This is a genomic window from Pantoea sp. ICBG 828 (genome assembly GCF_002928355.1).
In the GTDB taxonomy this organism is placed as follows: Bacteria; Pseudomonadota; Gammaproteobacteria; order Enterobacterales; family Enterobacteriaceae; genus Pantoea; species Pantoea dispersa.
The window spans coordinates 171368-195290 of the sequence record NZ_POWN01000002.1 but is presented as its reverse complement, the minus strand read 5'-3'; the positions used below and the strand labels follow the sequence as shown (position 1 = coordinate 195290).

21 protein-coding genes are annotated in these 23923 nt (G+C 58.8%); 8 read left to right on the top strand and 13 right to left on the bottom strand.

What is annotated here, in order from left to right; all coding sequences use genetic code 11:
* Window positions 1-14: 14 nt before the first annotated feature.
* The 4 genes from C1Y43_RS05365 to C1Y43_RS05350 form a co-directional block, all read right to left on the bottom strand.
* Window positions 15-1088 (bottom strand): Gfo/Idh/MocA family oxidoreductase, encoded by a 1074-nt coding sequence (locus C1Y43_RS05365; RefSeq protein WP_104187300.1) that lies wholly within the window; start codon window positions 1086-1088, stop codon window positions 15-17.
* Window positions 1088-1834: an amino acid ABC transporter ATP-binding protein gene (locus tag C1Y43_RS05360; protein ID WP_021509433.1), complete on the bottom strand. Its 747-nt coding sequence runs from the start codon at window positions 1832-1834 to the stop codon at window positions 1088-1090. The genes C1Y43_RS05365 and C1Y43_RS05360 overlap by 1 nt, the downstream gene beginning before the upstream one ends.
* Window position 1835: 1 nt before the next feature.
* Window positions 1836-2642, bottom strand: a complete 807-nt coding sequence (locus tag C1Y43_RS05355) for an amino acid ABC transporter permease (RefSeq protein WP_021509434.1) — start codon at window positions 2640-2642, stop codon at window positions 1836-1838.
* A 73-nt stretch (window positions 2643-2715) separates the two neighbouring features.
* Window positions 2716-3537, bottom strand: a complete 822-nt coding sequence (locus tag C1Y43_RS05350) for an ABC transporter substrate-binding protein (protein WP_058759175.1) — start codon at window positions 3535-3537, stop codon at window positions 2716-2718.
* A 195-nt stretch (window positions 3538-3732) separates the two neighbouring features.
* Here C1Y43_RS05350 and C1Y43_RS05345 point away from each other — a divergent pair, with 195 nt between their 5' ends.
* The 4 genes from C1Y43_RS05345 to C1Y43_RS05330 all read left to right on the top strand — a co-directional run bounded on the left by C1Y43_RS05345 (window position 3733) and on the right by C1Y43_RS05330 (window position 7927).
* Window positions 3733-4809 carry a LacI family DNA-binding transcriptional regulator gene (locus C1Y43_RS05345; RefSeq protein WP_104187298.1) on the top strand — a complete coding sequence of 359 codons (1077 nt, stop codon included), beginning with the start codon at window positions 3733-3735 and terminating at the stop codon, window positions 4807-4809.
* Between the two features lie 546 nt (window positions 4810-5355).
* Entirely contained in the window at window positions 5356-5571 is a 216-nt protein-coding gene (locus C1Y43_RS05340; protein WP_021509437.1) for a hypothetical protein, read from the top strand.
* 366 nt (window positions 5572-5937) lie between these two features.
* On the top strand, window positions 5938-6492 hold the full coding sequence (locus C1Y43_RS05335; protein ID WP_146068642.1) for a hypothetical protein: 555 nt from the start codon (window positions 5938-5940) through the stop codon (window positions 6490-6492).
* Between the two features lie 367 nt (window positions 6493-6859).
* Complete coding sequence (locus C1Y43_RS05330) at window positions 6860-7927, top strand: DDE-type integrase/transposase/recombinase (RefSeq protein ID WP_146068641.1); 1068 nt, start codon at window positions 6860-6862, stop codon at window positions 7925-7927.
* 316 nt (window positions 7928-8243) lie between these two features.
* Here the strand turns inward: C1Y43_RS05330 and C1Y43_RS05325 are convergent, their stop codons facing one another.
* Window positions 8244-8936, bottom strand: coding sequence for a hypothetical protein (locus tag C1Y43_RS05325; RefSeq protein ID WP_104187294.1), 693 nt, complete (start codon window positions 8934-8936; stop codon window positions 8244-8246).
* A gap of 387 nt (window positions 8937-9323) precedes the next feature.
* Between C1Y43_RS05325 and C1Y43_RS05320 the strand changes: the two genes are divergently transcribed.
* Window positions 9324-10028 carry an MgtC/SapB family protein gene (locus C1Y43_RS05320; protein WP_104187292.1) on the top strand — a complete coding sequence of 235 codons (705 nt, stop codon included), beginning with the start codon at window positions 9324-9326 and terminating at the stop codon, window positions 10026-10028.
* Window positions 10029-10052: 24 nt separating this feature from the next.
* Here the strand turns inward: C1Y43_RS05320 and C1Y43_RS05315 are convergent, their stop codons facing one another.
* The 5 genes from C1Y43_RS05315 to C1Y43_RS05295 all read right to left on the bottom strand — a co-directional run bounded on the left by C1Y43_RS05315 (window position 10053) and on the right by C1Y43_RS05295 (window position 16550).
* The gene (locus C1Y43_RS05315) at window positions 10053-11063 is read right to left on the bottom strand and encodes a substrate-binding domain-containing protein (protein WP_058770156.1); all 1011 of its coding nucleotides are present in this window, start codon (window positions 11061-11063) and stop codon (window positions 10053-10055) included.
* A 29-nt stretch (window positions 11064-11092) separates the two neighbouring features.
* Window positions 11093-12502 carry a sucrose-6-phosphate hydrolase gene (locus C1Y43_RS05310; RefSeq protein WP_104187290.1) on the bottom strand — a complete coding sequence of 470 codons (1410 nt, stop codon included), beginning with the start codon at window positions 12500-12502 and terminating at the stop codon, window positions 11093-11095.
* Window positions 12502-13872 (bottom strand): sucrose-specific PTS transporter subunit IIBC, encoded by a 1371-nt coding sequence (locus C1Y43_RS05305; RefSeq protein ID WP_104187288.1) that lies wholly within the window; start codon window positions 13870-13872, stop codon window positions 12502-12504. The genes C1Y43_RS05310 and C1Y43_RS05305 overlap by 1 nt, the downstream gene beginning before the upstream one ends.
* Window positions 13873-13936: 64 nt before the next feature.
* Entirely contained in the window at window positions 13937-15493 is a 1557-nt protein-coding gene (locus C1Y43_RS05300; RefSeq protein ID WP_168714985.1) for a carbohydrate porin, read from the bottom strand.
* A 130-nt stretch (window positions 15494-15623) separates the two neighbouring features.
* Window positions 15624-16550 (bottom strand): aminoimidazole riboside kinase, encoded by a 927-nt coding sequence (locus tag C1Y43_RS05295; protein ID WP_104187285.1) that lies wholly within the window; start codon window positions 16548-16550, stop codon window positions 15624-15626.
* 236 nt (window positions 16551-16786) lie between these two features.
* Here C1Y43_RS05295 and paoA point away from each other — a divergent pair, with 236 nt between their 5' ends.
* The 3 genes from paoA to paoC are packed head-to-tail and all read left to right on the top strand — an operon-like array spanning window position 16787 to window position 20546.
* Window positions 16787-17407 carry an aldehyde dehydrogenase iron-sulfur subunit PaoA gene (gene paoA, locus C1Y43_RS05290; protein ID WP_104187284.1) on the top strand — a complete coding sequence of 207 codons (621 nt, stop codon included), beginning with the start codon at window positions 16787-16789 and terminating at the stop codon, window positions 17405-17407.
* A complete protein-coding gene (locus tag C1Y43_RS05285; RefSeq protein WP_104187282.1) occupies window positions 17404-18360 on the top strand; it encodes a xanthine dehydrogenase family protein subunit M in 957 nt (318 codons plus the stop codon). The genes paoA and C1Y43_RS05285 overlap by 4 nt, the downstream gene beginning before the upstream one ends.
* A complete protein-coding gene (paoC, locus tag C1Y43_RS05280; RefSeq protein ID WP_104187281.1) occupies window positions 18357-20546 on the top strand; it encodes an aldehyde oxidoreductase molybdenum-binding subunit PaoC in 2190 nt (729 codons plus the stop codon). The genes C1Y43_RS05285 and paoC overlap by 4 nt, the downstream gene beginning before the upstream one ends.
* A 145-nt stretch (window positions 20547-20691) precedes the next feature.
* On the opposite strand, the gene C1Y43_RS05275 is transcribed toward paoC, so the two are convergent.
* From C1Y43_RS05275 to C1Y43_RS05265, 3 genes are read right to left on the bottom strand one after another with little or no spacing between them, the layout of a single operon-like run.
* Window positions 20692-22026, bottom strand: coding sequence for a M20 family metallopeptidase (locus tag C1Y43_RS05275; RefSeq protein ID WP_104187279.1), 1335 nt, complete (start codon window positions 22024-22026; stop codon window positions 20692-20694).
* A 3-nt stretch (window positions 22027-22029) separates the two neighbouring features.
* Entirely contained in the window at window positions 22030-22974 is a 945-nt protein-coding gene (locus tag C1Y43_RS05270) for an ABC transporter permease (protein WP_021509450.1), read from the bottom strand.
* Window positions 22971-23912, bottom strand: coding sequence for an ABC transporter permease (locus C1Y43_RS05265; RefSeq protein ID WP_031280098.1), 942 nt, complete (start codon window positions 23910-23912; stop codon window positions 22971-22973). The genes C1Y43_RS05270 and C1Y43_RS05265 overlap by 4 nt, the downstream gene beginning before the upstream one ends.
* Window positions 23913-23923: the final 11 nt, after the last annotated feature.

Sequence of the window (23923 nt, the reverse complement as noted above, 5' to 3'; positions counted from 1 at the left end):
AAAATGTTCGCCCTTCAGGCAATACGTACGCGATGCTGCCGATGGAGCTGCTCAATTAGCTGTAAAACGCCGAGCGCTTCACGCGCATCAACCGGCGGCGGCCCGCCATGTAACAGCGCGTGAGCTAACAGCTGATAGAAAGCGGGGTAGTGACCACGTTCAATCGGCACCGTTGTGGTTGCCCCGACCGTGCCGGCCCGGGCAGAGTTTTCTGCCGGCGTGACGCCGTACTGGCTATCGCCGGGCGACATGCCAGCCGCCAGTTGCGGCTCCTGATTGTCCAGCCCCCAGTGGGTGAAAGCGCCTTTGCTGCCCAGCAGGTGAAAGCGCGGCGCATTCAGTGCCGCCTGGCCATTCATCCACAGCCGCGAGCGCACGCCGTTGTGGTGCAGCAATGAGACAAAACAGTCCTCGTCGCTGTCCGATTGCGGGCCGGAATGGCGCGCCAGTTCTGCCGTGGCGTGGGCGACCGGGCCAAAGAGCTGGATGGCCTGGTCAATCAGATGGCTGCCGAGATCCAGCAGCAAACCACCGCCCTGTGCCAGCGTGACGCTGTCACGCCAGTTGCCGAATCCCTGCGGTCGCCACCACTCGAAACGCGACTCAAAACTCCTTACGGTGCCGAAGTCTTCCTGGTGCACCAGGCGCTGTAATGTCAGAAAGTCACCGTCCCAGCGTCGGTTATGAAACACGGTGAGCAAGGTATTGGCCTGCTGCGCGGCGGCGATCATCATTTCTGCCGCCTGCACATCTGGTGCGAACGGTTTATCCACTACCAAATGGATCGCGCGTTGGCTGGCCTGCACAGCCTGCTCCGCGTGTTGCGCCGGCGGCGTGGCCAGCACGATGAGATCGATGCCGATCTCGCCGCCATCAATGGCCTTAAGCAGCGCGGGCCAGTCCGGCAGCACGCGCGCCTGGGGGTAACGTTGCTGCGCGGTCGCTACGCGTTGGGCATCGCCAGTGACGATAACGTCGAGACGATAGTCGGCGTTATGGGCAAGCAGCGGTGCATGAAACACGCTGCCGGCGACGCCAAATCCCACCAGCGCCGTGCGGACTGGGCCGCTAACCTGAAGATGTGTCATTACAGCACCTCCGACAGAAAACGCTGCAGGCGCGCGGACTGCGGACGGTCAAAGATTTGTTCCGGCGTGCCGGCTTCCACGATTTCACCTTCATCCATAAACACCACCTGGTCGGCCACGCGCCGGGCGAAGCCCATCTCATGGGTCACGACCACCATGGTCATGCCGCGCTGGCACAAATCGGCCATTAACGTCAGAACGCCTTTCACCAGCTCAGGGTCGAGTGCCGAGGTGGCTTCATCGAACAGCATCACTTCCGGTTCCATCGCCAGCGCGCGCGCTATTGCCACGCGCTGCTGCTGACCTCCGGAGAGATCGCGCGGCCGGTGATCGGCTCGCTGAGCAAGCCCCACCTCGGCCAGCCGCTGACGGGCAATCTCCAGCGCTTCGGCTTTCGGGCGGCCTTTCACTTTCCACGGTGCCAGCGCCACGTTTTCCAGCGCGCTGTGATCGGGAAACAGGTTGAAATGCTGAAACACCATGCCAATTCTCAGCCGCAGCGCATCGGGCTTGTCCTTGAGAACAGAGCGCCCGGCCAGTAAGACATCGCCGTTCTTCGGTTCATGCAGGCGATTGATGCCGCGCAGTAAGGTGGATTTTCCCGATCCCGAGGGACCGATGATGCAGGTGGTGGTGCCCGGTTCGATGCTCAGCGACACATTGCGCAGCACCTCAATCGGGCCGTATGCCAGGGTCAGGTTGCGCAGCTCGAGGCTGGCGCCGTGAAATGCAGATGGCATGGCCATATTAGTGTCCTCGCTCGCTGGTAAGGGAGACCGCCGGAACCACGTTGCGCTTTTGCTGCACTTCATCGAGCTCCTTCAGGCCGCTTTGTGGCGCGGTGGCGCGGCGACGTCCGGTACGGTAGCGGACGTCGATGTAGTTCACGGCGTGGGTGAGCGGCACGGTGATCACCAGATAGAACAGCCCGGCCAGCATCAGGGGTGACAGGTTGCCGCTCAGCACGGCGGCATCCTGACCGACGCGGAACAGCTCACGCTGACCGGTCATCAGACCCAGCAGATAAACCAGCGACGAGTCTTTGATGATTGCGATGAACTGATTGACTATCGCAGGCAACACGCGGCGGATGCCTTGCGGAATGATCACCAGGCGCATCGCCCGGCCATAGCTCATTCCCAGCGCCCGGCAGGCTTCCATCTGCCCCTGTTCCACGCTCTGAATACCGGAGCGGAAAATCTCGCCCATGTAAGCGCTGGCAATCAGGCTCAGGGCAAAAATGCCGAGCGGATACGGCGTCGGACCAAATAGCTGATAGCTGAAACGCGCCAGGCCCTGACCAATCAACAGAATGGTGAGGATGGAAGGCAAGCCGCGAAACAGATCGGTATACAGCCGCGCGGGCACGCGCAGCCAGCGCGAGGGCGAGATGCCCATCAGCGCCAGTATCAGGCCGAATAACGTGCCCAGCACGGTGGCCGCCACGGAGATAATGATGGTGTTCACCAGTCCGGTTGCCAGCAGTTGTGGCAGGACGTCCATCATCGATGGAATATCAAAAAACGTACGGGAAAGAATAGTGATCAGATCCATAGCCGATTCTCGGTTGCGGGTGACGGACATGCGCCGTCACCGGATGCAGTCTCACGCATAACGATGCGCAGGGTTATTGGCCGCCGGGCAGATACTGTTGCGGCATTGGCGAACCCGGGAACCACTTCTGGTACAGCTGTTTCCAGGTCCCATCCTGCATCGCCGCTTTGATGGCTTTATCCAGCGCTGCTTTGAACTCGGGCTTGCCTTTGGCGATGGCGACACCCGCAGGCGCGTCAAATGAAGGGATGTTCGCCGCCGTGACCAGCTTAAAGCGGGTGGCATAATCTTTGGCGGCTTCGTAGTCGAGGAACATGGCATCCAGCGTGCCGTTATTCAGCGCGGACACCGCTGCGTTGTTATCGGGGAAACGCACCAGATCGGTCTGTTTGAAGTGCTGCAGCGCATAGTTCTCCTGCAGCGTGCCCTGAATCACTCCGAGCCGTTTATGCGCCAGGGTTTCTACGTTTTTCACCCCGGAATCGCTGCGAGTCAGCACCGTCAGATAGCCCGCAAGATAGCCGGTGGAGAAATCGACGGTTTTTTCGCGCAGCGGGGTGATGCCAATCGCGGCGACGCCGGCATCATACTGGCCATTTGCCACCGCCGGCAAAATGGCGGAGAAGTCCTGACCGATAAAATCCACCTGATCGATGCCCATGCGATGCGCCACATTTTTGAAGAATTCGACGTCAAAGCCGGTGAAGTTGCCGTTTTTATCGGTGAAGGTGTAGGGCTTCGCGTCGCCGAGGCTGGCAACGCGGAGATGACCGGGTTCGATCAAACCCCAGGGATTACTGTCGCTGGCGGCGTGGGCGCTCCAGCTGGCGGAAACCAGCATTGCCGTGCCGAACAGGGCGGCGGTCAGGTGATTGAAACGTTTGTGCGATGTCATAAGGCTCTTCCGTCTGTGCAGGTGAAACTTCAGAGTTCGCCAAGCCGGTTTATTGTTATTGAGACCGGTCTCAACGCGGGGCAAAATGAAACCGGCTCTGGTTGTGAGACCGGTCTCATTCGGATATACTGATATTAAGCACACGCTATCAGCAGCGTCAATTATGTTGTTATCAACTTGTGATTCGAAATAATTATGACCAATGAAAATGCTCGTTCACGCGGTCCGACCGTTGCCGACGTCGCCCGCGCCGCCAATGTTTCCAAAGCTCAGGCGGCACGCGCGCTGGGCGGGTATGGTTCCGTCAGTGAAGATGTGCAATCGCGGGTGAATCAGGCTGCTGAAGCGCTGGGATACCGACCGAACGAGCTGGCGCGCAGCATGAACACTGGCCGCTCCAATACTATCGGGGTGATTGTCGGCGACATTGAAAACCCGCACTTTGGCCTCGCGCTGCGCGGCATGGCCGACGTCGCGCGCCAGGCGGGCTTTCACCTGCTGCTGAGTAACAGCGATGAAACGCTGGACGAGGAACGGGAAGCCGTGCGCGTGATGCTGGATAAGCGCGTCGATGGCATCATCGTTGCGCCGTGCAGCTCATTGTTTGAGGATAATGAACATCTTCGCCAGGTGCTGGCAGAAGGGCGTTCATTAATGATGTTCGACCGTGCAGTGCAGGGGATGGAGGTGGAGACCATCCAGGCGAACTTTGTCGCAGTGGCCAAACAGGCGACGGAGCTGTTACTGGCGGCCGGACATCAGCGAATTGCTTATCTCTCCAGCATGCGCAGCGCTGCACCGTATTCGCCGGCAATCACGCTCGGCCCCACGCCGGTGGCGCAACGCGTTAGCGGAATGATTGATGCCTACCGGGCCGCAGGTAAGGAACTGGATCCAGCGCTGATTCGGCTTAATGCGCTCAGCGAAGCCATCATTGAACAGATCCTGACTGAACTGCTGGCGCTCGCCGAGCCACCCAGCGCGCTGATTGCCTCCGATAACCTGATTGCGATGGGCATCCTGCGCGGTCTGGCCAAACGCGGCCTGCGCGTACCCGAAGATATCTCTTTTGTGATGTACGACGATTTTCCCTGGACCGAGCTGATGTCACCGCCGCTGACCGTGGTCGCTCAGCCGGTGTATGAAATGGGTCGCGAAGCCGCGCGCCGGTTGATTTGCCACATCCGCCAGCAATCCCCCGGCGCCTTACCCGCGTTTGACAGCTGGATGGTGGTGCGCGGCTCGGTGGGGGAAAATCCGTCGGCCAGGTGATACAATGTGCCGCGGCGGATTTGTGGAATTTCTCCCTGCTTTTTTTGGTCGCCATGAATGGCGCCCCTACAGAAAACGGCGCGGTTTTGTTACTTCATACGCCTCAGAGAAACAGTAAATTGTGCGATGCCTCGCAGGACGCGCATTCATGCACACCGGAGAAACATCAAATTGTGCGATATCCCGTAGGGTGCGCATTCATGCGCACCTGGATAACCCTGCATAGGCGTAATCAAGCAGATTCCCCCGTTTCATTAATTCGCCAGAGTGGGTAAGTTTTTATATCCAGTTCCACCATTAATGAGATAGTTGTAATTACCACGAATAAATCTCAGCGCTTGTCAGCAATTATAAAGCAATTCTCTTTTAATTTGAGTTAGCGCAGCACACCACATCAAATTAAGTGCTATCAAAAGACCATTCTCGTTTTATTCCCTCATCAGGAACTTTCTGATTGTTTAAGTGATATTATGAGCAAGCAGGCTTACAAAACATTTACAATCAATTTCACTTAAGCCTTCTATGATGGCAAATACAGGAAAGTTAATGGCGCTAAGCGTCAGTTTATTTACTGCTTCAGCGCTGGCCGCACCGTTGAATCCCGGCGACCGCAACTATATTCAGAATCAGCAGCAACAGCGACTGCAGCAAGACCAGCAGCAGCGAGACGCGCTTTGGAACGCCGCCGCGCCGCAGGCCACAGCATGCAGCGGGGTTATATTACCAGTCGGGCATTTTAACCGAACAGGATTTATCGACTAATGAGCTGGTTATTCCGGTGCTAGAAAGGAAACGCGACGAAATACGCCTCGATGGCCAGCACCCGTGATCGCTGGCCATGTCGTTTCCCGAACTCGACTGTTTTGCAGCGCGGGCTACATTTCACCTCTCGCAAAGCCGGATCTGGAGTATAGGAACGACGCGCACCGATTCAGGCTCGCGGTGCCGACAGGGTGAATTTGTGATATTCGCCCGGACACCGATCCTTTTACTTAAACATTATCGAGAAGCGCGATCTTAACTTATTGAATAAATTTAACTTTAACTGAAAAATAAGATTAACTTTACTTTTTTGATATATTATTCAGGTATGTAAGCATAAACTTTAACTTAGACAAAGAGGATTCCATGATGAATTTTTCGCTTGATAAAAAATTGAAATCATTTGGGTGCAGATTTGGTGCAATATTATTAGGAGTTAATTTAACGACATTTTCCATCTCTGCTTCGCCGTTAATGGCTATTGAGGTGGCTGAAACAGTATCAAATATAAATCACACCTTCGAAGGAATTAATAGAGTAAAAGCCATTTATAAACCAGCGGAAATAGTCGCTTTAATATCTCCACCGTCCAATGGATACTATAACAACCTTGAAGAAAGTTATATCAGTTACGAGAGCAAAGGGTCTGACTGGTTGAAGAGATTTTATATCGACATGAAAATCCCGGAAAATTTATTTATAAAAGAAATCCCACCTCTTGATGGTAAATCTAAAGATGTGAAATACTTTGCTTACATTATCACAAATTTAGATAAAAATTCCTGTAAAATGCTTCATAGTGAGATTAAATCACTTTTTGACTATGAATATATAAACCCGGGCAAGGAAGTCAATACATTAGAGAAAAGAAAGGGTAAATGTGAAGACAAAAAAGACAACGAAATTGTTGTAATGAAATAAGAAACTGCCTGGATTAAAACCTTCTGAAAATAACTAGCTATATCCAGCAAACAAATCGATAGCGCTACGTGAAATCTGACGAAAGCGCTGAGGGATAAACGGGATGTTTTCGCGTAGCGTTGTCATTGTGGATGAGCTAAAGAGATAGTTGAAGCAACGAGGGCGAAGCTAACCGGGTATTCAGTTGTAGGGTGCGCATTGAGGTACAAACCGGCCACATGGGTAACACTTTAGACCGGGCACATGGGTAACAGTTATAAACGGCATAGCAGAGGAGACTCACTATGCCCTGGACTGAGACTGTTACCATGCAACGCCTTGAATTCATCCTCGCCTGCCAGGCAGGCGGGGAATCCATGACGCAGCTGTGTCACCGCCACGGCATCAGCCGCAAAACCGGCTACAAGTGCTCAGCCGCTTTAACCCCGGCGAGCTCTCCTCGCTTGAAAATCTCTCCCGCGCCCGCCATCTCCAGCCTGATAAAATCGCCCCCGACATCGCCGCGCGCCTTGTTCAGTTCCGCCAGCAGCACCCCGACTGGGGGCCAAAAAAAATCCGCCACTGGTTCCTCAGCAACGGCGCTGACTTCATCGTGCCCGCCGCCAGCACCATCGGCGACCTGCTGAAGGCGGCGGGAATGGTGCAGCCGCGGACGCCGCGTAAGCGAACGCCGGACAACCTGCGCAGTCTCACGACACCCGTGAGGAATAACCACGTCTGGAGCGCTGATTTTAAAGGGCGCTTCCGCCTGAAAGACGGCAGCTGGTGCCGCCCCTTCACGCTCACCGATAACCACAGCCGCTACCTGCTGTCCTGCGAGCCGGGCACGTCGGAGACCACGGTGTTCGTGCGCGGCTGCATGGAAAAGGCCTTCCTGGAAGGCGGGCTGCCCGACGTTATCCGCACCGACAACGGCTCGCCCTTCGTTGCGCCGGGCATCCTCGCGCTGACGCAGCTGAGCGTGTGGCTGATAAAACTGGGGATACAGCCGGAAAGAACCGCGCCGGGCTGTCCGGGGCAGAACGCCCGCCACGAGCGGATGCACCGGTCGCTGAAGGTCGCCATGAGCCATCACGACGTCTTTGGCTCGCTGCCAGAGCAGCAGGCATGGTGCAGCGGATGGCGGAACGAGTTCAATCAGGAAAAGCCGCATGAGGCACACGGGCAGCAGCCGCCCGCAAAAATATGGACGCCTTCACCGCGGAAATGGAACGGAAAAGTGCCGGAGGTGGGTTATCCGGAGGGGGCGAAGCTGTACAAAGTCGGTGAAAAAGGCGACCTGAGGCTGAACGGGCGGACCTTCCTGAGCGCAGCGTTACGGGGCGAGTACGTGCGGTTCCTGGAAGTGGACGACGGCATTGACGTCATCCTCTTCGACAGGCTCATCCTTGCGTATTATGACCGGGCAGAAAAGCGTATTATCCGGATCGACTGACCACAAAAAGTGTTACCTGTGTGCCCGGTCTGATCTGTTACCCATGTGCCCGGTCGTACCTTGATGCGCACCAGGATAACGCCATGGTGTCCATCAAACGGACCGGTAGGATAAGTTTTCACTGTCGCCGTGATGAAATAAGTTGTGGGCCGGGTAAGAGGCGTGAAGGGCGAAACTGAAGGATTGAGATACGTGATCAGATATCTTATTTAACATAATCATGATTATGCGTACTTTAGCCTGAGAGGTAAATCAGTAACATCCGCACACAGCCCCATTTGTTTAATGGCTGCCAATTATGGCGCACTCACCATATTTAAACCCTCGCCGGCAATAACGGAAAACACTTCGTCCAGTTGTAGTTAGTCTTCGCCAGCATCAGTTCTCCCGCCACCGCACCAAAATTAATGCTCCGATGTTCATAAAAGAACTGACGCAAAACTGCAGGTAAAAACTCAGCGCTGTAGCGCAGTAACGTGCTGTGCCAGAATGGTGCCGGCAACGGGCTGTTGCCATGCCGCATCAGCAATTCATTTTCCCAGTCTGAATCCAGAACCTTGTCGCAGAATGACTGGCGCATGGCAATCGCAGACGTGTCAGGTATGCCCGCAAGCAATAACTGGCCAGGCAATGCCACCAAGCGCAGATCCCGGATAACGATTTTTTTCGCAGCAAATTCCTTCCAGATCGTGGTCAGTTGCGCCGCTTTCGCTGGTAAAGGCTCATTGATGTTATACAGCGGTAAAGTCAGAGGCAAAAAAGTAAAATGAAGGCCTTGCACTGGCAAGGTATCGGCAAGCGGATCAGCCTTTGTGAGTCGTTGCAATTCATCAAGCAGACGTAACACCGGTAAGGAAACTGACGGCTTTATCCCTGCGGCAAGCGCCAGCTTTACCGGATCGTAGTAATTCTCTTCACGGATGTTCCCGATGCCTGCATTTTTCGCCCACAGCGCAATGGTGTTCTCGTTTGCAGAACGGTATCGGGTTTGCAGACAGATTGGTTGCATGTCAGACCTTAGGGTATTTGGATGAGCGCTGATAATTAATTATGAAACGTTTTTTAGCAGATACTCCAGCCTGATTGTGGTGCAAACGCGTGATTATCTCATGCCTATTCAACCCCGCTTAAACGATGCGCGATTTGTCTTCGCTCTGACGGATCAAAGCGTTTACAATGCCGGCGAAATTTTTACTGATGAGGATACACAATTGGACACCTGTCCCACACGATTACAATCGGTGCCGATGCTGAGATAGCCTCATCGCTGTCTTAGCCCTGCGTTAAGACGGTGGATGTCCCTCCCCCTTTTTCCTGCGTGCTGTCTGGCCCCGCTGTAATCCATTCTTATAACTCTGCATATTCATTGCCCGGCGGTGATGGAGTGAGGTCTGACATGGACTGGAAAATCTTTTTATTGCGCGTCACGGTCGCGCTGATTCTGGGCGCGCTGATTGGCAGCGAGCGCCAGCTGCGCCAGCGCCTGACCGGGCTGCGCACCAATGCGCTGGTCAGCACCGGTGCCTGTTTGTTTGTGCTGATGACGCAAAGCGTACCGGGAATCGCCGCAGATGCCTCGCGCGTCGCCGCCTATGTGGTTTCCGGCATCGGCTTTCTTGGCGGTGGCGTCATTATGCGCGATGGCCTGAATGTGCGCGGCCTTAACACCGCGGCCACGCTGTGGTGTACCGCGGCGATAGGCGTATTATGCAGCATGGGCTTATTGCTGGAGGCAGGCATCGGTTGCGTGGTTATTCTGTGCGCCAACATCCTGCTGCGCGAGCTGGCACAGGGCATCAATCGGCAGAGCATCATTACTGCGGAAGACGCCAGCCAGTATTACAAAGTACAGATCATCTGTCTGGCGGCCGATGAGGTGCAGGTGCGCAGCCTGATGCTGCACAGCCTCGGAGGCAGCGGCCTGCGGCTGCAATCCCTGCACAGTGAGGATCTGGAACCCTCAAACCGCATGGCGGTGAATGCGGAAGTGCTGGGTAAACCCAGCCTGACCGATCAGCTGGAAAATCTGGTCAGCCGCATCAGCCTGGAAAAAGGCGTCAGCTCGGTCAGATGGCAGGTGTGTGAGCCAGAAACCGATTAATTTATCAAACGCAATGCGGCTGCGCTACCTGCCAAAGCGCAGCCGCAGCGTTGCCGGCAGCACGGTATGCTGGCTGATGGGTTCATCGCTGTTAATCATGGTAGTGAGCAGCGTAAAACACTCCTGCGCCAGGCGCGGCACATCCTGTTCGACGGTATCGATCGGCAGTGTCAGTGAGTCATACAGGTAGTGGTCGTCAAAGCTGGCCACGCGGATGTCGCTGTGCAGCAGGTGATGCTGGCTCATGTAACGCAACACTCCTTCCAGCAGACCGCAGGCGGCGGTAAAAATCGCTTTGGGCGGACGCCCCAGCCGGGCGCACAGCGCGGCAAACATTTCATAACCGCTGCTCGGGTGATAGTTGCCGTGAATAATCCACTCCGGCCGCGGCGTCACACCTGCCCGCTCAAGGCCCTGCATAAAACCGGCCAGACGATCTTTGGTGGGTGACAGACGCGGCTGACCGCCGAGGAAATAAATCTCATCCGGATTGGCGCGCGCCAGCCGTTCCACCAGCTCGGCAGTCGGCGTGACCGAATCGGTCATCACCAACGGCAGCTGCGTGTCATTAACGTAGCGGTCAAACAACACGATCGGCAGCTGGTCGCTCAGTTTGACGTAGTCACTGTCGCTTAACATGCTGGACGCCACAATCAGCCCATCAACCTGACGCGCCACCAGATTATCCACCACCACCCGCTCCTGCCCGGCGTTCTCGTCAGTGCAGGAGATCAGCAGCTGTAAGCCCGCCTCGCGACACAGATTTTCCAGCGCGTGCGAGAACACGGCAAAACCATGGTTGGTGATCTCCGGCACCACTAAACCCAGCGTATGGCTGCGATTATCGCGCAGCGAGCGCGCGTGAATACTGGCCTGGTAGTGATGTTCGCGCGCCAGCGTCAGTACCCGTTCACGCGTCTCTTTCGCCACGCGCAACTCTTTGCCACGGCCATTCAGCACCAGGCTGGCGGTGGCTTTGGACACCCCCGCCAGCGCGGCGATATCCGCTATGGTAACGCGTTTGGTTTTTCTCACGTCAGTGCATCGGTTAAGGAAACAATGACTTATTCTACCATGCACGGCCGCAACGACCAGTAGCGCGCCGTCACTTCTGCGTGTCCGGTCAGGGTTAATTGCGCCGGATGCGCCGGGAAGTAGCGGCTGCTCATCACCCCTTCCCCTTCATTAATGAAAATCTCAACGCTGGAGTGATCGCACAGTAACTGGAGCTGACTCACCGCGCCGCGCCAGTAACGGAACTGCCACTCGCCGTTTGCCAGACTGCGCCGCGCGAGCCGTAGCCCGTCGGCGTGCCACTCCAGCCGTAGCTGGTCGGCGAAATTCAGGGTGATGTCGCCCTGCCCGCTCAGGAGTAATTCCAGCCGCTGCGCATCAATGACCGGCGCATCGGCGGCTGGCCCCTGATAGTGCTGTTCAGCGCTGCGCAGCGCCTGCAGTTCAGTAACCGGACGCTGGAACAGCCGGCCATCACGCATGCCCAGTTCGCGCACGCAGGTCATCTGATGGATCCAGCCATTGGCCACCGTGGGCTGCAGCATCTCCTCGCCATCCGGCACGCCCATCCAGCCCACCAGCAGCCGGCGTCCGTCGGCGGTTAGCGTGGTTTGCGGCGCGTAAAACTCGAAACCGGCGTCAAGCTCATGCAATTCGCCATGGCTAAAGCGGGCGTTAGCGTAATCAAGATCGCCGGAGAGCCACGCGCTGGGATGCGCATTGAGAAAACGATGCTGTTCCCGGGCAAGCCCCTGCGGGCAGCAAATCAGGAAGGTGGTATCGCCGAGGGTGAACATGTCCGGGCATTCCCACATATAACTGGCTGCCGCCAGCCCGTTCAGGCCGCTGCCGGCAATCTCGCCCAGATTGTGCCACTCACGCAGGTCCGCCGAGCGCAGCAGCAATACTTTGCCCTGCTTTTGTTGATCCTGCGCACCCAGCACCATGAACCAGTGTTCGCCATGCCGCCACACTTTCGGGTCGCGCACGTGTCCGGTATAGCCGTCGGGCAGCGCGATCACCGGCCCGAGTTTGTCAAAGCCGCCCTGCGCATTCTGCACCGCCAGACACTGCCACGCGGTGCGCGCGCCATCGGCGAACTTCACGTTGCCGGTATAGATCAGCGTCAGCGCGCCGTTATCATCAACGGCGCTGCCCGAATAGCAGCCGCTGCGGTCATACTCTTCATCCGGCATTAGCGCTATGGGTTCATGCTGCCAGTGCAGCAGATCGGCCGAACTCCAGTGGCCCCAGCATTTATGCTGATGCTGACAGCCCAGCGCATTCCACTGATAAAACAGATGGTAACGCCCGGCGAAGTGGATAAAACCGTTCGGATCGTTAAGCAAGCCCGTGACGGGTGCCAGATGCCAGCCCGGATAATGCGGGTCGCTCAGCGCGCGCGGCTGACCGCGCATCACCGCCTGCAAAATATCGGGTAACAATGAAGAAGCCGTCATTATTCAGCGTCCGTTTTGTATTTGAGCAGATAAGAGATCATAAATGCGCTGCTGAACGCGATCACCATGCCAATCGCATAGTTAAGCAACGAACTGGCCTGCACAATCGCCATGCCCGGCAGACCGGTGAGACCGACAGCCGTCATATACACATGCACCGACACCACCCAGGCCCCGCCCAGCGCGCCGCCGATCAGGCCGGCGATAAAGGGTTTCATAAAGCGCAGGTTGATACCGAAAATCGCCGCCTCAGTAATACCCAGCAGCGCTGAAAAGCCTGACGGCAGCGAAATGGCTTTGATTTTCACATCTTTGGTTTTGAACCACACCGCCAGACAGGCACCGCCCTGCGCCACGTTAGCCATCGCCCAAATCGGCAGCAGGAAGTTGACGCCAATCGCCGGATTGCCCAGCAGCCCGGCTTCAATCGCATGGAAGCTATGGTGCACGCCGGTGATCACGATAACCGAGTAAAGCCCGCCAAACACCAGTCCGGCCAGCCAGCCGGCATGGGTAATCAGCGTGCTGAGGACGAATGAAATACCGTCGCCCAGCATCCGCCCTGCCGGACCAATCACCAGCAGCGCAACGAAGCCGGCGATAATCACCGTCAGGAACGGCGTCAGGATCAGATCCAGCGCGTCCGGAATCACCCGGCGCAGTTGCTTCTCCAGCACGCTCATAAACCACACCGCCAGCAGCACCGGAAACACCGTGCCCTGGTAGCCGATCATCGCCACTTCGATGCCGAAAAAGTTCATGGTATGGAAGCCGGCCGCCACGCCCCAGGCGTTGGTGAGCGCCGGATGCGTCAGGATGCCGCCGAGCGTGGCACCAAGGAACGGGTTACCGCCAAACTCACGTGCGGCGGTAAAGCCAATCAGGATCGGCAGGATAATAAAGGCCGCCGAGCTGCACATATCCAGCATGATATACAGCGCGTTGTCGGGGTTAACCCAGCCGTAGGTTTTAACCATGCCGAGCAGTCCCATCAGCAGGCCAGAGGCCACAATCGCCGGGATGATCGGTACAAAAATGTTCGACAGCAGACGCGCAATGCGCTGGAACGGATTGAGCTTGCGCGCAGCGATATCCGCCGCTTCCGACTTGCTGGTTTCACTGATGCCAGCTTCGCGGATAAACGCGGCATACACTTTATTCACCACGCCGGTGCCAAAAATCACCTGCAGCTGTCCGGCATTGCGAAAACAGCCCTTCACGCCCTCCAGCTTGCCAATCGCAGCGGTGTCGGCTTTGGCGTCATCCACCAGCACCAGGCGCAAACGTGTGGCACAGTGCGCCGCACTGGCGATATTTTCCCGGCCTCCCAGCAGCGGCAGCAGCGACCGGGAAAGAGTAACAAAATCCATAGTAACCTCTGTTTTTGGTTGTTATGCCATCATGCGCTAAGCGGCCCGCACGCGGGCCGTTTCATCAGAACCAGGTTTCCATTTGCACGCCAAAGTTCCACTCGCCGCCGGACTTAAAGCCGGTGCTGCCAAAGGCGTCATCGCTGGCGTAGTTATCCAGACGATGATCCCAGTCCATCCAGCTGGCGAACAGGCGGATTTCCGGACGCTTGAGGAATTCGCCCACATCGCTGGCTTTGAGCGTGGGGGCGACGGTGAGCTTGTAGAAATTGCCGCTGACGGCCTGACGATTGTTATAGCCTTCAGGCCGCAGATCCATGTACTGATATGAGCCTTCATACTGCATCTCAAAGTTCTGCGTAAATTCCTGAATCAGGCGCAGGTTCACGGTGGCCCACTCATAGCTGTCGCCTTTGACATAGCGGTCTTTGCTGCTCTGCGCCAGCAGCGCAGGCGCGATGTGCCAGCCAGCGCCCAGCGGTGTCATGCCGTAGCTGGCGAGCCGCCAGGTATTCGCCTGCGGCAACAGCGCGCCATCGGAACCAATACTCTTCACTTCTGCACCGAGGCCATGACCGTACAGCAGCGCGGTTTTCGCTGAACCCTCACCCAGGCCGTAGAAGCTGTCGTTGTGCAATCCGACCAGGGCGTGCACACCGTCACTGGCGGCATCACTTTTCACGCGGTTGCCGTCAATATCGGTGCGCTGATCGTTATCTTTCGCGCGCATGCCGCTCACCATCAGCTGCAGCGGCCCGACGAAGTTATTCAGCGACAGAATGTAGTTTTGCGCGGTGTTATCGTTATTTTCGATGTCCCCGAAGGTGCGGCCATAAATCGACAGGTTGCTGCGAGCGTCATCGCCCCACTTCATGTCGTAAATACCGGCCCCGGTTCCGGCGAGAAACACCACATCGGAATCGATCCAGTGGATGTCGAAGTTATCGCGGTCGAAACGCTTACCGGCCCACACCGTGGAGTCTTTGAACGCACCGGTGAAGGTCGGTAGCTGCCCCAGTTCGACAAACGCCTGACGCAGGTTGAGATCGCTGCTGGCGGCAGTCCAGTCGTTGTAGGTGCGCTGTCCGTCGGCCAGCATCGCCTTGAAGCGCGTGGTGGCACCGTTGGCCAGCGTTTGTTTATGTTCGAGGTTAAGTTCAACGTAGGTATCCGGCTCATTGCCGAGCCGCCCGACGTGACCGCCGGTCTCACCGGCTGGCGTGACGGTGGGCCCGCCCTGAGTTTTGGCGGCGGAACTGTTCATCAACAGGCCGGAGCGCGCGTAGCCATGAAACTCAAAGCCCTCTGACTCGCTGCTGGCGGCGGGCGCCACAGGCTGAGCGGCGCGCGGTTCGGTCTGTGCGACGGCAACTGGCGTCGGGTTCTGCTGCTGCACCGCAGCCAGCTTTTGCACCTGCTGTTCCGCCGCCTGCGCGCGCTGCTCCGCCACGCTGGCACGCTGTTCAGCCGCGGCCAGTCGTTTTTCCATCGCCGCCAGGCGCGCTTCAATACTGCTCATGTCGTCTGCCGCCCAGGCTGAGCCTGAGCCTAATACGGTACTAAGGGTTATAGCGATTATGCTTTTTTTCACTGTTTTGCATCCCTGAGGCAAGGCTATCATCAGATGTATTTTTTTGCTAAACCGGTTTAGGCACCGCATCATAGCGGTGCCGATTTTTAAAGCGCAATGGATTTTGCTAAACCGATTTAGTGGATGTGAGATACATCGCAAAACAGGGAAAACGGCGGGGTCAGATACTGTGCTGCTGTAGCTGTTGATAGTTGGGTAACGCGGTCATCGCGCCTTTGGCGGTAGTGGCCAGCGCCCCACACACCTGCGCCGTGCGCAGGCAGGCCGCCAGCTGCGCTTCATCCGTCGGCAGACCCCGCTGCGCCAGTTCCCACAGCAGTCCCGCCACGAAGGCATCGCCGGCACCGGTGGTATCCACGCTGATCACCGCACGCGCGGGATAGTGAGTTTGCCGGCCATCAAAATAAGCACGCACGCCAGCACTGCCCTGTGTGACTAACAACAATTTTACGGAGAAGCGCTGCGCCAGCTGCGCGATGCCGCTGTCAATGTCGGCGGTGTCCGTCATAAAGGCCAGTTCTTCCACGGAGAGCTTCACCACATCCGCCCGTTGCAGGGCCGCACTGAGGCATTGCAGCAACTCCGCCGCATCGGACCACAAATCAAGACGGATATTGGGATCGAAGCTGACAAAACCGCCCGCCTCACGCACGCGCCGCATGGCGGTTAACGCCGCCGTGCGCGACGGCTCGGCGAGTAACGCAATCGAACAGCAGTGCAGCCACTCGCCACACTGAAACCGCGGCAAATCGTCTGGCGTGAGAAATAAGTCGGCGCTGGGGCGCACCATGAAGGTGAAGGTGCGCTCGCCCTGCTCATCCAGGGCCACGACCACCGTGGAGGTGCGCTGCTGCATATCTTTGCGCATATGGGAAACATCCACCTTTTCCTGCGCCAGCGTACGACACAAAAACCGACCAAAAGGATCGTCGCCCACCCGTCCGATAAATCCGCTACTGCCCGCCAGCCGGGCGATACCCACTGCCACATTGGCGGGCGCGCCGCCGGGACACTGCAACAAACGGCCTGCGTCATCAGGCAGCAAATCCACTACGGCATCACCCAGACACCAGATACGTTTCATCATGATTCGGTCTCACTTAATCGCTAAAACGGTTTAGCAAAGCAGGCATATTAATCATGAATGCGGGCATTTGTCACCGTGAACAGTCCGACAGGCTTCAGACTTGTCCGTTGCTGGGATCGGTTTCGCCCTGCCGCATGGTCGTCTGCGTATTGACGTCTATGCTTAAAGTTTTCCAAAACCTTATAAAAATCGGTGTCATTGAGATTTCATTTCGCCACTTGTCCGGAGGCAAAGGCATGAGCAACCCACGCGATGAAAAGACGCAGCGGTATTCACCGCAGCAGGAAGAGACAGAGCGAGCCCGGCTGACGGCCGGTGCCGGTTCCGCCGCGCCGGTCCCCGTCACGGTGCCAGTCACGCTGCAGGTGAACGGCGAACCTCAGCAGCTTAACGTGGATACCCGTACCACGCTGCTGGACGCGCTGCGCGAACATTTACACCTGACCGGTACCAAAAAAGGCTGCGATCACGGTCAGTGCGGTGCCTGTACCGTGCTGGTCAATGGCCGGCGCATCAACGCCTGCCTCACTCTCGCGGTGATGCAGCAGGATGCCGAAGTGACCACCATTGAAGGCGTCGGCACGCCTGATGATCTGCACCCGCTGCAGTCCGCCTTTATCCGCCACGACGGCTATCAGTGCGGCTACTGCACGCCGGGGCAAATCTGCTCCTCGCTGGCGGTGCTGCAGGAAATTGCGGCGGGCATTCCCAGCCATGTCACGGGCGATCTGACTGCCGCGCCAGCGCTGAGCGATGACGAAATTCGTGAGCGCATGAGCGGCAACATCTGCCGCTGCGGCGCCTATGCCAACATTCTTGCCGCCATTGAAGAGTACGCCGGAGGCCAGAAAGCATGAGAGCCTTTACCTTTGAACGGGCAGCGACGCCCGCACAGGCTGCCAGCAGCGCGATGCAGCATCCGGGCGCACGCTTTATCGCCGGCGGTACCAATCTGCTCGATCTGATGAAGCTGGAAATTGAAACCCCGTCGCACCTGATTGATGTTAACGGACTGGCGCTGGACAGCATTGAACCCACCGCCGGGGGCGGCTTACGTATCGGTGCGCTGGTGCGCAATACCGATCTGGCGGCAGATGCGCGCATCCGGCGCGATTATGCCGTGCTGACGCGCGCGCTGGTGGCAGGCGCTTCTGGCCAGCTGCGCAATCAGGCCACCACCGCCGGCAACCTGCTGCAGCGCACGCGCTGTCCCTATTTTTACGATGTTAATCAACCCTGTAACAAGCGTCAGCCGGGTACGGGCTGTGCCGCACGCGAGGGATTCAGCCGCCAGCATGCGGTGGTGGGTCTCAGCGAAGCCTGTATTGCCACCCATCCCAGCGATATGGCGGTGGCGATGCGACTGCTGGATGCGGTGATTGAAACCGTCAGCCCTGATGGCAGCCAGCGCGCCATTCCCATCGCTGAATTCTACTGCGCACCGGGCGACACGCCGCATATCGAAACCGTGCTGCAGCCGGGTGAGCTGATCGTCGCGGTCGCCCTGCCTGCACCGCTGGGTGGCACGCACATTTACCGTAAGGTGCGCGATCGCGCTTCGTACGCCTTTGCGCTGGTCTCAGTAGCAGCGGTTATCCTGCCTGAGGGTGGCGGCCGGGTTGCCGTCGGCGGCGTGGCCCATCAGCCGTGGCGCAGCGCGGCGGCGGATGCTGAACTTCCTCACGGGGCGCAGGCGGTCTGCGATGTGCTGTTTGCTGATGCGCGTCCCACTGAAGCCAACCGATACAAATTGTTGCTGGCGCAGCGTACGCTCGCCTCAGCGATCGCGGAAGCGAGGAGCAACGCATGAAATTTGACACACCTGCAACCGCCAATCCTATCGACCAGCAGCGAGTCGTCGGCCAGCCGCTGGCACGCATCGACGGACCGTTAAAAACCACCGGCTCGGCGCATTACGCCTATGAATGGCACACTGAAGCACCGGATGCAGCCTACGGTTATGTGGTCGGCGCGCCAGTTGCCAAAGGCAACATTCTCTCGATTGACACCCACGCCGCGGCGCAGGCACCGGGCGTGCTCGGCATCGTCACCGGAGCAACCGCCGGCAAGCTCAACAAGGCAGAGCGCAACACCGCGACGCTGCTGGCAAATAACAAAATCGAACACTATCACCAGGCTGTGGCGCTGGTGGTGGCGGAGACCTTTGAGCAGGCACGTGCAGCCGCGCAGCTGGTTAAGGTTAACTGCCAGGCTGAAACGGGGGCTTACGATCTCGCAGCTGCTCAGCCTGAGGTGACAACGTCACCCGAAGGTGAGCCGGATAAAACGCTGGGCGACGTCGATGCTGCCCTGCACAGCGCAGCCTTTACGCTGGACGCCACCTACACCACGCCCGATCAAAGCCATATGGCAATGGAACCGCACGCTTCCATGGCGCTGTGGCAGGACGATCACCTGACGGTCTGGACCTCGAATCAGATGATTAACTGGTGCCACACCGACCTGGCGCACACGCTCGACATGCCGATGGAAAAGGTGCGCGTGCTCTCTCCTTACGTCGGCGGTGGCTTTGGCAGCAAACTGTTTCTGCGTAGCGATGCGCTGCTGGCGGCTCTGGGCGCGCGTGCCGTAGGACGCGCGGTGAAAGTGATGGTGCCGCGCCCGATGATCCCCAACAACACTACGCACCGGCCAGCAACGCGGCAGCGCATCCGATTAGCTACCGATGCGCATGGCCATCTCACCGCCATTGCCCATGAAAGCTGGTCCGGTAACCTGCCGGGCGGAACGCCGGAAACTGCGGTGCAGCAGACTGAATTACTCTACGCCGCCGCCAATCGGCTTACCGGGCTGCGCCTCGCCGAACTCGATCTTCCCGAGGGCAACGCGATGCGTGCGCCGGGTGAAGCACCCGGTCTGATGGCGCTGGAGATTGCCATGGATGAAATGGCCGCCATCGCCGGTATCGACCCGGTTGAGTTTCGCATCATCAATGATACACAGGTCGATCCGCTGCATCCGGAGCGCTTCTTTTCACGCCGCCAGCTGGTGCAATGCCTGCGCACCGGCGCCAGCAAATTTGGCTGGGCGGAGCGCTGTGCTAAACCCGGGCAGCGGCGCGAGGGGCGCTGGCTGGTGGGCATGGGCGTGGCAGCCGGTTTCCGTAACAACCTGCTGGCATCCTCTGCCGCGCGCGTGCAGCTGGATGCGCAAGGCACAATCACTGTCGAAACCGACATGACCGATATCGGCACCGGCAGCTATACCATCATCGCCCAGACGGCAGCCGAGATGATGGGCGTGCCGATTGAGCAGGTCAGCGTACGGCTCGGCGATTCGGCGTTTCCTGTCTCGGCGGGTTCGGGTGGCCAGTGGGGAGCCAATACATCCACGGCCGGGGTTTATGCGGCCTGCGTCCGGCTACGCGAGAAGGTTGCCGCACAGTTGGGTCTCGATGCGGAAAGCGCAGAGTTTGCCGATGGGCACATTCACGCCAGCGGGCAGCGCCTGCCGCTCACTGCGGCGGGTCCGCTGATGGCGGAAGAGACCATGGAATTCGGCGATCTGGACAAAACCTTCCAGCAATCCACCTTTGCCGGTCATTTTGTCGAAGTGGCGGTCGATAGCGCCACCGGCGAAGTGCGCGTGCGGCGCATGCTGGCGGTATGTGCCGCGGGGCGCATTCTCAACCCCAAAACCGCGCGCAGTCAGGTGATCGGCGCGATGACCATGGGCCTCGGCGCCGCGCTGATGGAGGAGCTGGCGGTGGACACCCGGCTCGGCTACTTCGTCAATCACGACATGGCAGGCTATGAAGTGCCGGTACACGCCGATGTGCCCGAGCAGGAGGTGATTTTCCTCGATGATACCGATCCGGTCTCTTCGCCGATGAAAGCCAAAGGCGTCGGTGAACTGGGGCTGTGTGGCGTCGGTGCCGCGCTGGTTAATGCGGTCTACAATGCAACCGGCATTCGGGTGAGAGACTATCCGGTGACGCTGGATAAGTTACTTGCCGCGCTGCCCGATCAGCCGTAATGCAGGTCCCCTCCGCCAGGGCATGCTGGCTGGCGGAGGGTGGAAAAGCATAAGTGGCTAAGCCGTCAGGACTGCTCAGTGACAGAATGCGCTAACGCATGACGCCGGCCCTCTGCGGCCAGCGTCACTGCGCTGGTTAATGCTCTCAGCGCCCCGCTTCCTTCGCCAGCCCGCACCAGTGCACCAGCGTTAGCGCAATGGCTTTGGTACAGGCCACCAGATCGGCAATCGGCACATGTTCGTTGGGCTGATGCGACAGCGCCGGATCGCCGGGACCAAAGTTGACCGTCGGCGTCTGGCCCAGCGTGCTGGGCAGGCCAATGTCGCTGTGGGCACCAAAGCCGGCCAGCTGCGGATTCAGTGCCGCGGCGCTGACACCCTGCTGAAAAGCGCTGACAAACGGATGATCGGCCGGGATCTCGGCGCAGTCGGCATCCAGTATCCACTCCACGCGCGCCGGATGCTTTGCCAGATAGGGATCCAGCGCGCACACCTTCGCCACGTGCGCCTCAATCTCCTGTTTTACCTTACCGCCCAGCCCCATCTCATCCTTTTCTGCCGGCAGATACTGCACGTCGATGACGATCTCGGCGCGGCCGGCAATCGACGCCGGATGCTCGCCCACTTTTAGCTGCGTCACGATAATCTGGTTGGGCAGATCCATGAGTGGATGGTTTTTGTCGGGCTGCGTCTGCCAGCGGCGGTTCAGCACATCGAGCCCGTCCAGCATCTGGCGACACAACATTACGGCATCAACCGGACCGCTGCTGTCCCAGCTGTTCGGCGTTAATTCCGCATGGCCGCCGATGCCATCCAGAATGATGCGCGCCCACAAAATGCCGTGGCAAATCGGCGCGATGCGATTGGCCGTTGGCTCCGTCATGATACCGGCATCGGCTTTGAAGCCGCGATCCACCATTGCCAGCGAGCCCATGCCACCGATCTCCTCATCCACTACCGTGGTGAACACCACGTCGCCGGCCAGCTGCACGTTGAGATCCTGCAGCAGCTCCACCGCCATCAGCATGCAGGCCACGCCACCTTTCATATCGACCGCGCCGCGACCATACACCGCCTCGTTGCGGATCTCCGGCACAAATGGATCGCTGTGCCAGTGCTCAGCCGGACCCGGTGGTACCACGTCAATATGGCCGGTAAGCATCAGCGACTTGCCGCCACCGGATCCGCTCAGGGTGCCGCCCAGATTGGGACGGCCTTCGAAGGTGCGGCCTTTATTGGCGCCCGGGCGGCCCTGATACTTCTGGTACAGCGCCGGGCCATCCGGATCCCACAGATCGGTGTCCATGCCCAGCGCCATCAGCCGCTGCTGCAGATAGCGCTGGCAGTCGCGCTCGCCTGGCCCGGCCTCGCGCGGATCGACCTTTACCACCGAGGGAAACGCCAGCAGGTCGCATAATGTCTGCGCGATACGCTGCGCGCTGGCATCGACGTGCGCGCTAATTTTTTCAGTCAGACTCATGTGTTATCTCCGATAGATAAAAAGTCGTTGTGCCATTAACACCATGATTAACAGCATGCCCACCACGCCCAGTTGCCACACGCTGTTCAGCCCCAGCTGCAACATGCAGGTTTTGAGGGTGACCAGCATCAGCGCGGCGGCGAGAACGCCGATGACACTGCCGCGCCCGCCAAAGATCGCCACGCCACCCAGCAGCGCGGCAGTCAGCGATTCCAGCTCAAGATTGACGCCGATTTCCGGGCGGGCGCTGCCGAGCCAGCACAGCGAAATAAAGCCGGCGCAGCCCGCCAGCGCGCCGCTCAGGCAGTAAACCAGCAGCCGCAGGCGATCGACCGGAATGCCCACCAGCCGCGTGGCGTGCTCGTTGAAGCCGCAGGCGTAGATCCATTTGCCCCACGCGCTATTGCTGAGGATCAGCCACGCCAGCAGAAACGCCGGGATGACACAGGTTAAGAAAGGCAACGGAACGGACAGCATGGCCGCCCGGCCCCACTGCGTCAGCAGCGGCGGCACGCCGGCCAGCGCCGCACCGCCGGTTAATGCCAGCGCCAGGCCGGAGAACAGATAAAAACTGCCCAGCGTAACGATCAGCGGCCAGAGGCGTAAGCGCGCCACCAGCAGGCCGTTCAGCGCGCCAGCCAGGCTACCGCTCAGCAGGCAAATCAGCGGCAGCCAGCCGGGCGCAATGCCCTGATCAAGTGCCAGCATGCCGATGACCGCCGAGAGCGAAACGTTACCGCCAACCGACAAATCAATGCCGCCGCCGCCAGTCATCACCACCAGCGACTGCCCAAGCGCCACCAGCGACAGCAGCGTGGCAAACTGCAGGATGGAGGTCAGCGACCATGCCGCCAGCATCTGCGGCAGCACAATCGCGATGGCGCCCAGCAGCAACAGCCACAGCGCCAGCAGCAGCGTCAGATCGGGGGCTTTGCGCCACAGTTTCATGCCAGCCTCCTTAGCGATAACAGCCGCCCACTGGCTGCTTCACTGCTCAGCACCAGCAACAGCACCGCCCCGGTGACCACGGTTTGCCACAGCGAGGGCACGCCAATCAGCAGCAGGCCATTTTGCAGAATGCGCAACAGCAGCACGCCGAGCAGCGTGCCGAGCAGACTGCAGGAGCCGCCGGTAATGCGCGTGCCGCCCAGCACCACCGCGGCAATCGCCTCCAGTGCCAGCGTGCCGCCGACGGTCATCTCCACGTTACGATAGGTGGCGATGTAGCAGGTGGCGGCCAGGCCGCACAGCACGCCGCTGAGGGCAAAGGTCGCAACACGCACCCGGGTCACCGGAATGCCCGCCAGCCGCGCTTTTTCTTCGGAGTTGCCGGCGGCCAGCAGCCATAACCCGTACGGCGTATGGCGCAGCGCCAGCCACACCAGCGCCCAGGCCGCGATAATCAGCCAGGCCATCAGCGGCAGTCCCAGCAGCGGCCGCATCAGCGCATGCGTCAGATCGCCTGGCAGACCGGAAAGCCACTGCCCGCCCAGCAGCACAAACAGCGCCGTGCGCCAGACACCGAACAGCCCCAGCGTGCCAACAATCGCCGGAATGCGGCCAATCACCACTACCAGCGCGGTGATCAGCCCTGCCAGCAGGCCAATAAGCGGTCCGGCCAGCGCCGCCAGCAGCGGGGATTGCAGCATCAGCAGTTGTCCGACGCCCCACGCGGCCACGCCCATCACTACGCCCACCGACACATCGACGCCGCCCATGGCGATCACCAGCGTCATACCCAGCGCGATCAACAGCAGTTCGCTGCTGTTGCGCAGAATGGTCAACAGGTTGTCAGCGGTGGCAAACCACGGTGAAAACCACGTAAAGCAGGCGCCAGCCAGCACGGCGATCGCCAGCAGGACGATTTCCCGCGAAGTCATATGCATCACAGGCCTCG